This is a genomic window from Acidobacteriota bacterium (genome assembly GCA_003225175.1).
Lineage (GTDB): Bacteria > Acidobacteriota > Terriglobia > Terriglobales > Acidobacteriaceae > Gp1-AA112.
In genome coordinates this window covers 1-7,597 of the sequence record QIBA01000084.1, presented here as the reverse complement: position 1 = coordinate 7,597, position 7,597 = coordinate 1, and the positions used below count along the sequence as shown (strand labels likewise).

Genomic DNA, 7,597 nt, shown 5'->3' with positions numbered 1-7,597 from the left:
AACCAATTTAATCTCTGGAAGAAGCTACACGGTAACGGCGCAGGCAAACGCGAACACGCGAAGCGGGGCCTTCTATAGAGATGGCGCACTCATAAACACAGATTCAGCAGCGCCTTTTAATTTCACGTGGACGCCAGCTGTGTTAGGAAACCACACGTTTGCGGCAACACCGTGGAGTTCCACCAATGGAACAGGAATCAGCGGCGCCACCATCACAGTAAGCTTCACGGTTGTAACAGCGTCACCTACACCGACGCCAACGCCTACTCCGGGTAATTTTGCCGCAGTAATTTTGGCTACGGAACCTGCTAATCTCAAAGGCTACTGGAAATGCGACGAAACAAGTGGAACGACCTTGGTCGATTCCTCTGGTAACTTTAAAAATTTAACTATCACTGGAGTGATCAACACCAATTACTGGCTGGGAGAGACCGGTGAGCAGGGCACATGCTTCCGAACCGATGGAGTAGCAGGTTACGCGAGCAGAAACGACGCCGTAATACCGAGTCTGGATAACACGAATTTCACTCTTTTCGCCCTGTTCAAGGGCGGCACTGACTTTGGCGTCGCGGCTGCCCTGGCTATCTCTAATTCGACAACAGCCAACGACCGGGCGCGAATAGGCCAGAACAAGCCAACCTCGCAGGCTAGTGCTCAAGCCCGAGGCCATAGCACCACCGCCATGGCAAGTAGCTTTTCCGGTGGAACGGCCTTCGACGGAAGCTGGCATTCTGTTGCATTTAGGCGCAACGGAACTGCGTTCAATTTATTTGTTGATGGCACCAGGGTCGCTTCGACTACTGCTATCCTTGCCACCGGGAGCACGTCCAATCGAACGTCCTTGATGCACATTCTGAGGAGCGGAATGACTGCATACGCTAAGGGTAGCGTCCAACATGCCGCGATTTGGAATAGAGCGTTGTCAGATAGTGAGATTGTGGCCATACAAACAGCTAGAACTAATCCTACGCCGACGCCGACTCCTTAGCCCGACGCCAACTCCGACAGCGAAGGCAACAGCTACGGCTACGCCCAGGCCGTGAGTGCGGATGAACCGATTCGATGAACAACGAGCACTTTTGCTTTAGTCGGGCGTTTCCCTGAGGCGTCGTCGGATTCTTGCGTCGGGACTTTTTTGATCGGTACGCGAATTTATCTTGGCACTGTTTTTTCTCGGGTGTTGTCTGGGGTTCAACGGGCGGCGCGTATGCCTTTTGAGCGAAGCAAAAAGATTGTTCGCCTGTTCAAGCGCGAACTGATCGTTATCAGCGCGTGTTGCAGGATGATCGCACCCCCAAGTTCCGCGAAGTTGCTTCGAGCTTTGGCTACCGGCTACTTGTGTATGCCGTTCGATTGATACCAGACTTCATCCCTCGAATCGGACATTTGGACGATGCGGTAATTATTCCAGCATTGGTTTTTGCTGCGCTTCGCTTCGTTCCGCGCGAGCTTGAGCGCTTCCAGCGTAAGCATATACTTCATCGTAAACCCGAATCACAGCATCGTGTGAACGGCTGCTGTGCATCGCGTAGCCAATCGCATTATCCGGCGTGTCAAACCACAGTCGACCGAACGGCAGAACATCGGAAATCAGATCGACGCCGCGATGATCCCGTCGGGTCGAACTTCGTAGATGTGCATTCCAATTATGGCACGAGTGGCGGAGGGAAGGTAACTCGTGCATACCTACATCAAAACTAAGGAAGTGCCCGATTAACGTGTCGGACTATCTTACACTTAGTCGGATTTCCTTTCGAAATCTCGGTCCAGAAGAAAGAAGCGCGAAACCGAGGATCGCGACTAAGTCGCTGTCAGTTAGTAGCTTGCATTGTTTTTCCTGCACGTGGTGAAGTTTGGCACTGGATTTGCTGTCCTTAGGTATGTACGGGAAAAAGGGTAAACAAGGCGGAATCTTAAAAAACAAACATCAGAAAAGAAAGTTATAAATTATGAAAAACAAGTTCATGTTTATGGTCAGCGCGGGAGTGCTTGCTCTGACAAGTCTCTCTGCAAATGCCGATACGATCTCTATCGGCCCAGTCTCGACCGCACCTGACGGATCGGGCGGTACGTTGTGGACTTACCCGATCGTTTTTGATAACTCCACCATAAGTTCCACGCAGCCCACGTCTTTTAACATCAACGATTTTGGTGCCCTGAAGACAACGGGTTCTTTGCCTACGGGTTTCACCTTCAGTCCGGGGGTAAGTTTTAACCTCGACAACTCGCAGTTCGTTGGCCCTAATTTTGGACTTCCGGGGTTTCTGCCCAATAATCCGACTGTGCTGGACATAGTAGTCAAGTTTACTGCGAACGCCAACATGGGGTTACCTTCTGTTACCTTCAATCTGGTTCTCGACACGGCCACCACTGGGTTGGGCGGGTTTGCCAACTTCTTCTCGCAGGACATTGTTCAAACTGGAGCTCTGGCAGGGAGGCCAAACCAGGTTCAGCAGGAGACCATAACGCCGCATGGCGTGCCCGGCGTTCCGGACGGCGGCGCGACTGTGATGTTGCTCAGCGCGGCCCTCGGTGCGCTTGGTATAGCGCGGCGGTTCTTAAAGATTTAGCAGCTCCAAAAAGTTTCCCGCGACACAAGAGTGGCCGTCCTTTATAGGCGGCCATTTTTTGTTTGTACGCCAGACACGGGAGAGTGGGCGTGTATCCGATGTCTTCTGGCAACTCGCGTCCGCCGGATTGCTTTTCCCGGACGTTCTCCAAAGAGCCAGCCCAGAAAGTGGCGTTTCAAACAGAGCGCCGCTTTCGTAAGAGAATCAACTAATGACACGGGTGACAACATTCACGATTGCCGCCATTGCTTTATATTGCTGTACGGGAGCGGCAAACTCGCAGCCTGTCACGTTTGAATCCGCGTGTTCATGTCGCGACGCCCAGAACATGCGCCACCAGCACTCCCCGAAACGCAACCTTGCCCGGATAACAAATCACGACTAGAAAAAAACGTGAAAGCAACGCGCGCATTAATCCTGGTAATGATCGTGAACACATTCTCCTCCGTCCTGGCCAAGGCAGAGTCTCCGAACATGATTGGCGAGTGGAACCTCGAGATTACTTTTGCCAATGAGCAACACCGTTTAAAGTTTGGGGAGGTGCGAACCCTTCCGAGGCAAAGTGGACTCGGGGTGAGGGAAGCTTGGTGACGCTTTCTGGTCGGGTGGAGTTTCTAATCGGCAACGTGGGACGCGACGCGGGGACATTAACGTGCAAGGGAAACTTTGAAACCGCCGATCTGATCACAGGCGAAGCTGATTTTTCTCCACTCGTGGGAGAGCGACCCTCGAAGCTCGGCACATTCAAAGCTGTTCGCGCGAAAGAGTAGCGCCCAAGTCGCAGTTCCCACTGGACGCTTGTCATCTTGCCCGGCGCAACATCAGCTTCGAATGGACCGAAGCGGCCGGCACAACGCGAACATACACTTTCCCTGATTCAGACCACGACTAAAACGCTGTATCTCGGATTCATGTATAACTCGGCTGACACCAAGTGGGATTTGTTGGCGAAACTGGACAACTTCTAATGAAGCGCATCATCTTACTTTTTCTCTTGTTCGCGCTCCAAGCAGGTAACGAGCTTATTGCTGATGTCCCGACATATAACGACAATAATTCGGTTACGCCTTCATCTGGAACAGGTGCAGTTACACCAAGTGTTCCAGCAGGAGTAGCTACTAACGACATTTTACTTTGCTGTGTTCAATCGAGTAATCAGGCAATCTCTGTTCCAACGAATTCCGGGGTAGGCGCACCAACATGGACGGAAGTCACAAATTCACCGCAATCAATAGGCACAGCAGCAAGTGCTGGGGCTGTCAGGCTTGCTGTATTCTGGCTTCGCTATAACGGGACATCGCTTGGCACAGTCACCGTAGCTGATTCAGGAAATCATACCATTGCGCGGATCCAGTACTATCGCGGCTGTATTACATCAGGGAATCCGTGGGACGTTACCGCTGGTCAGACGGAAACAGGAACCACGACGACAGCTACATTTCCATCCCTAACTACAACGGTTAGCAACACCCTGATTGTATTTGTCGCAGCTAACGCCGTTGATAGCAACACAAGTCAGGCTACCGGCATGGCTGCCAATAGAAATCTGACTAGGAATGTTGGTATTTCCGGGACAGAAACTATAGTAGCTAACAGCATTATCTCTGGAAATACCAACTCTGGCACTGGCGGCGGAATTGACGCAGGTTGCGGTAATCTGGCAGCAGCTGGTTCTACGGGAACATTCAAAACGTCAATGACAGGATCATCAGCCAACTACGCGGAAATGTCGATCGCGCTTAAGCCGCCCGTAACAGTGGACGTGGCTGGCCCCAGCCGATTTCTATTCTTTTTCCCATGAAAAAACTACTCTTACTGCCAATCCTTTTAGCTGCGTCGCTGGCGCACGCCACAACGTGGAACACCAACGGCACGGCTGCCGACGTACAAGCTAAGATTAACGGCGCTGTGGCAAATGACACCGTGGTCATTCCGGCCGGCACGTTTAGCTGGACAACCCAGGTCACGGTCAACAAGAACATCACCTTGAAAGGCCAGACGGGAATTGCTCAATATCTCGCCTCCCGAGGGACAAGGCTGCCGGGTGACTGGCATCACCTTCCGAGGATCGGCAACCACTCTTACGTTCGGAAATACCGGCATCGCGTTCAACGCCGGTGGCGTGGCGGCCAATTTCCTGATGCGGCTGGATCATTGCCATTTTGACAAGCTTAACCGCGCTGAGAATGTGCTGGCGTCAGGGCCAAACTACGGTGTCATCGATCACTGCGTTTGGGACATTACTGCTGGCGATAGTTTATTCACCTATGGCGGTGAAGGGGATCAGGGTAATGTCTCTTGGGCCAACTTCTCAGCCTTTGGAACCAAGAAATTCCTGTTCGTGGAGACCAACACGATCCGCTCCACCAGTACCAACATCAATCAGGTATTGCTTGGAAACACCGACACCGGCACTGGCGCGCGAGTCGTCTACCGATACAACTTTATGCACAACATCCTCATTGAGGATCACGGCACAGAGGGTGGCGCGGTGCGCCCTGTACGTTGCCGTGAGCAGTATTTCAATGAGCATAATTGGAGCTACCAGTACACTCCCGATGGTCAAAGAGGCGGCAACGTCATTGCGCACGACGAACTCTATACCGGGCAACAGCAGGTAAATCACTGGATTTGCAAGCCAAACTGTTTCCGCAGTGCCAGTGGCCGCAGCGAGAGCGTGTGGGGCCAGGCAGACGGCGCTTCGCCATGGGACCTAAATGACGACGGAACCGGAAACCCTGCTCCCTGGGGTCAACTGGGACACATCTTTCTAGCTGGCACGGCTACGTGGCCCACTACCATTTCGGGGGGCACCGCTACTCTGATTGATGCCAGCAAGAGCTGGACAATGAACCAATGGGTTGGCTACAGCATTAGGAACGCCAACCCCGCAGCGATACCCTTTGGTCTTGGTTCCTTCGTTTTGAGCAACACCGCAACGACCATCACCTACTCTTACTACACCGGCACCGACACGGCGCGTCACCTCACGTTCGCCGTGGGCGACCAGTACGAGATACGTAAGGTTTACCAGGCGCTGGACACCGCTGGAACTGGGAAAGGCGACTTGATTGTGAATGTCGCAGCCAGCCCTTCACCATTTCCGCGCAACAGCGTGACGGGCAACGCTACTGCACCGCACTGGGTTAATGAGCCAAGTATTTCGTGGAACTGCCGCTTCCATTCCGTAAGCGGAGCAGACACACCCTACGGCTTTGGTTCGGACATCCCGTTTTTCAAAACACCTAGGGACTATCTCAATCTCGGACTTGGATTTACTGGTGTCCCGGCAGCGGCTAAAAGCCGACTACTAGCGGCAGTGAACGGCTTTGATTATGTTGGCGACTACATTTATCCGCACCCTCTAGTCAGCGGTGCACCGGAACCGACTCCAACCCCAACGACTACAGCTACGCCGGCCGCCACATCTACGGCAACAGCCACATCTACGCCTACCCCAACAGCAACGCATACGCCTACCCCGACAGCGACAGCGACCTCCACCCCTACGCCCAGCGCCACAGCCACGTTTACGCCGCTGCCGACTCCAATGGCAACCCCATCAGCTACGCCAAGCGCCACCTTTACCCCGACAGCCACAGCCACGTTCACACCCACCCCGACAGCGACAGCGACGCACAGCCCAACGCCCAGCGCAACCGCTACGGCCACGTTTACGCCGACTCCGACAGCCACGGCTACTTACACCCCGACGCCAACGCCGACACCGACCTCAACGCCAGCATTGATCGGATTAACTTACAATGGGGGGACTCCATTTGTTAATGGAACGAATCTAATCTCTGGAACAAGCTATACGATAACGGCACACGCAAACGCCACCACGCAAAGCGTGGTATTCAAAAGAGACGGCGCCATCGCAAAGACAGATTCTGCGACTCCCTTTGATTTCACATGGACACCAGGTACGATAGGAACTCACACGTTTGTTGCAACACCATGGAGTTCCGCAGGAGGGGCGGGAAGCAGCGGAGCCTCTATTACAGTAACTTTTAATGTAGTGGGAGCATCATCTACTCCAACGCCGACACCGACACCTACAGCTACGCGAACACCTACAGCTACGGCAACGGCGACACCTACAGCTACGGCAACGGTCTAGGGCCGTGCGGAACATTTGTTACCATACAACCTTCTTTGCCAGCAAATACAACCCGATTTAACGATACTGGCTTAAGCGCAAACCATTGGTATTGCTATCGCGTGGGGGCATTCAACGGGGCAGGTCATTCTTCTTGGTCGAACTCAGTGTCAATTAGGGCTCACTAAAGGACAGCGACGAGCAGAAAAAACGCGATAATAACGGGCAGCTTACGTACGCTCGTTGAATTTGTCCGGGTTGTCGCGCGCATTCGCGCAAGCATGGTCCGGAGTCGAGAACATTCGAACCGAACGCCGGTCGACGAATTGTTGTACAGAGGCAGGAAGACGTTCGGAAGCGGTGAAGCCGACGCATCAATTATCGAAGACCGCATTCAAAAAGCGAGATTTCTCGCCGGTGTTGGAGGACAATCTTGATGCGGTACGTCGACAAAGCGATGAGCGGAAACGAATTTAATGACAGATGCCGAAGACTGTTGGCGCCGGCTCGTGTTTTCGATCGGCATCTAGCACCATCCTGAGCGGCGGGACAACGCGCGTTAGTGTGGCAATGAAATGGCAACAGCGATCTCGGTGCCGATTGCGCCACGAGGTATATTATTGTGAATTCTTGTTCTAGTAAGTCTCTGAGCCGAATTCTCCGTCGCTGACGCGAGTGCAAATTTTCATCTTTGGCCTAACTACTGCCGTTGTGCGGATGATTTGGCCGCGGTCGTTCATGGTGATGCTGTAGCCGCGGCGCAGCGTCGCGTCAGGTCCGAGCACCCGCAGAATTCCTTCGATGCTACCGAAACGGCGCCTTGCGTTTTCAATCAAGCGCGCAGGGCAGGCGACCAGCCGGCGATGGAGATCGGCAAAATGGTTGCGGCGCATCATCAGCTCGCGCACGGGACTGCGTGCTTGCA

General features: G+C 53.4%; 8 protein-coding genes and 2 pseudogenes. 7 read left to right on the top strand and 3 right to left on the bottom strand.

Features of this window, described 5'->3' with window-relative positions; translation table 11 throughout:
* From DMG62_21815 to DMG62_21790, 6 genes and pseudogenes are all read left to right on the top strand, one after another.
* Positions 1-988, top strand: a 988-nt coding sequence (locus DMG62_21815; protein ID PYY20820.1) for a hypothetical protein, incomplete at its 5' end; no start/stop codon positions are given.
* A gap of 294 nt (positions 989-1,282) precedes the next feature.
* A pseudogene (locus DMG62_21810) lies at positions 1,283-1,701 on the top strand (hypothetical protein).
* Positions 1,702-1,949: 248 nt separating this feature from the next.
* Positions 1,950-2,570, top strand: a complete 621-nt coding sequence (locus DMG62_21805) for a hypothetical protein (GenBank protein PYY20819.1) — start codon at positions 1,950-1,952, stop codon at positions 2,568-2,570.
* A gap of 587 nt (positions 2,571-3,157) precedes the next feature.
* Positions 3,158-3,340 carry a hypothetical protein gene (locus DMG62_21800; GenBank protein ID PYY20818.1) on the top strand — a complete coding sequence of 61 codons (183 nt, stop codon included), beginning with the start codon at positions 3,158-3,160 and terminating at the stop codon, positions 3,338-3,340.
* A 197-nt stretch (positions 3,341-3,537) separates the two neighbouring features.
* Complete coding sequence (locus DMG62_21795; protein PYY20817.1) at positions 3,538-4,371, top strand: hypothetical protein; 834 nt, start codon at positions 3,538-3,540, stop codon at positions 4,369-4,371.
* Complete coding sequence (locus tag DMG62_21790) at positions 4,368-4,736, top strand: hypothetical protein (protein PYY20816.1); 369 nt, start codon at positions 4,368-4,370, stop codon at positions 4,734-4,736. The genes DMG62_21795 and DMG62_21790 overlap by 4 nt, the downstream gene beginning before the upstream one ends.
* Before the next feature lie 145 nt (positions 4,737-4,881).
* On the opposite strand, the gene DMG62_21785 is transcribed toward DMG62_21790, so the two are convergent.
* Together DMG62_21785 and DMG62_21780 are read right to left on the bottom strand one after the other, a co-directional pair.
* Positions 4,882-5,196, bottom strand: a complete 315-nt coding sequence (locus DMG62_21785; GenBank protein ID PYY20815.1) for a hypothetical protein — start codon at positions 5,194-5,196, stop codon at positions 4,882-4,884.
* A 789-nt stretch (positions 5,197-5,985) separates the two neighbouring features.
* A pseudogene (locus tag DMG62_21780) lies at positions 5,986-6,084 on the bottom strand (heterocycloanthracin/sonorensin family bacteriocin).
* Between the two features lie 846 nt (positions 6,085-6,930).
* Here DMG62_21780 and DMG62_21775 point away from each other — a divergent pair.
* Positions 6,931-7,149 (top strand): hypothetical protein, encoded by a 219-nt coding sequence (locus DMG62_21775; GenBank protein PYY20814.1) that lies wholly within the window; start codon positions 6,931-6,933, stop codon positions 7,147-7,149.
* Between the two features lie 158 nt (positions 7,150-7,307).
* Here the strand turns inward: DMG62_21775 and DMG62_21770 are convergent.
* Positions 7,308-7,597, bottom strand: a 290-nt coding sequence (locus DMG62_21770; protein ID PYY20813.1) for a hypothetical protein, incomplete at its 5' end; no start/stop codon positions are given.

Excerpts from the sequence above, each read along its gene's own strand:
- DMG62_21795 (PYY20817.1), top strand. The coding sequence starts at position 3,538 with ATGAAGCGCATCATCTTACTTTTTCTCTTGTTCGCGCTCCAAGCAGGT.
- DMG62_21790 (PYY20816.1), top strand. The coding sequence starts at position 4,368 with ATGAAAAAACTACTCTTACTGCCAATCCTTTTAGCTGCGTCGCTGGCG.
- DMG62_21805 (PYY20819.1), top strand. The coding sequence starts at position 1,950 with ATGAAAAACAAGTTCATGTTTATGGTCAGCGCGGGAGTGCTTGCTCTG.